Consider the following 1,888-nt stretch of genomic DNA (forward strand, 5'->3'; position numbering starts at 1 on the left):
CGCCAGCGTCCGTAAGGCTTTTAAAATTAGGTCGCAAGGTAATGCTAAATGCTTAATAACATCTTTCTCTAAAATTGGGTTGCCAGCTCCCAACAGCACGCCGACGATGACGGCCACAATTAAAGCTGCAACAATTTGTAAATATAAAGGAATTTTATTCATAATTTAGTTGTCAATTCGATAAAGATCGATCGATCCAAACCTTGTATTTAGCATCTTATCGTCTTACTTGGGTCTAAAATGCCAAAATATGACATTCTGGTGAAAATTTATAATTAGGCAGTCGATCGAGAAGATCGGAATCTATGCTAATTCATTGGATTGAGATGATAAGATCCATTACTTAATCGATCGTACGCGTCTCATGAGCATATCCACTAGCCCCACCACCCCAATTACTTGGTCGCTCTTACTCCAACAACTGCTAGACAAACAATCACTCAGCCAGCAACAAGCCACCATGCTGATGCAGGGATGGCTGCAAAATGAGATTTCACCCGCACTCTCAGGGGCGATTTTAGTCGCATTAGAAACGAAAGGAATCACCGCCTCAGAACTAGCGGGGATGGCGCGCGAATTGCAAACCCCAGCCATCGCACATCCCATGCCCATTATCGATACCTGTGGAACTGGCGGCGACGGTGCATCGACGTTTAATATCTCCACCGCAGTGGCATTTGTCGCCGCAGCAGCAGGGGTGCAAGTGGCAAAACATGGTAGTAGGTCGGCATCCAGCCGCGTTGGTTCTGCGGACGTATTGGAGGCTCTGGGCGTAAGATTGACAGCCCCCGCCGAGCGAGTGGTGGCGGCGGTAGAACGGGTGGGAATTACCTTTCTATTCGCGGCTGGTTGGCATCCAGCGATGAAGGCTGTCGCACCCCTGCGTCAAGAGTTAAAAATTCGGACGATCTTTAATTTAATCGGCCCCTTAGTCAATCCGCTGCATCCGACGGGACAAATTATCGGGATCTTTACAGATAGATTGCTAGAAACGATGGCGACAGCCGCAGGGATGTTAGGCACCCAGCAAGCGATCGTTTTACACGGGCGCGAACGTTTAGATGAAGCGGGTTTGGGCGATTTAACCGATCTGGCAATTTTAGAGAACGGACGAGTACGAATGACGAGTATCGATCCGACTGAATTTGGACTTACCCCCGCACCGATTACCGCGCTCAAAGGTGGCGATGTGGCTGAAAATGCGGCAATTCTCACCGCCATCTTGCAAGGCAAAGGTACTCCCAGCCAACGCGATGTCGTCGCGCTCAATGCTGGGCTGGCTTTACAAGTGAGTGGTATTATTCCGATCGGCGAGCATCAACGTGGAATTGAAATGGCACAAACTGTTTTAAATAGCGGCGTTGCTTGGGATAAATTGACACAGTTAGTCGAGTTTTTACAATAAGTAATCCCAGTTTGTAGCTATTTTATCGATAACGTTATCCGATCGACAATGACGGCAGAATAGCTATATCGATCCAGATTCAATCCTAATAATTAGCATCCATCCGCCATTCTGATTCTGGCAAACGTCGATAAATACTATTTTCTCTGTACATCATATTGTATCCTACCAATTCGCGACGCAAAGTAGCCGTATCTGCATGAATGGGTTTAATCGATCGATTTAATTCTAGTTCGGGATAGAGTCGATCGCATTCAAATTTTTGCACCAACCATTTAAGAATAATTCGACGTTTCTTGCGACTGGCGGGGATTTCTTTAATTCGATCTCCTTCGATAAAACTATCGAGGACTTTAGTTTCCCAGATATTATCGTCGATATCGAGTCGAGCTACTTTTGTTGCTGTTAATGTTGCCGCTTGCAGATTTTGGAGTGTATCGAGATCGAGACGATAATAATGAGTGTTACCTTCCGATCGCATTT

General features: G+C 46.1%; 2 protein-coding genes. One reads left to right on the plus strand and one right to left on the minus strand.

Annotation, left to right across the window (positions count from 1 at the left end):
* Positions 1-364: 364 nt before the first annotated feature.
* Entirely contained in the window at positions 365-1,405 is a 1,041-nt protein-coding gene (trpD, locus tag RMO79_RS04645; RefSeq protein WP_396136520.1) for an anthranilate phosphoribosyltransferase, read from the plus strand.
* 85 nt (positions 1,406-1,490) lie between these two features.
* Here trpD and RMO79_RS04650 read toward each other — a convergent pair.
* On the minus strand, positions 1,491-1,888 hold a 398-nt coding region (locus RMO79_RS04650; RefSeq protein ID WP_310481896.1), incomplete at its 5' end, for a DUF2087 domain-containing protein.

Source organism: Chamaesiphon sp. VAR_48_metabat_403 (genome assembly GCF_031422475.1).
Lineage (GTDB): Bacteria > Cyanobacteriota > Cyanobacteriia > Cyanobacteriales > Chamaesiphonaceae > Chamaesiphon.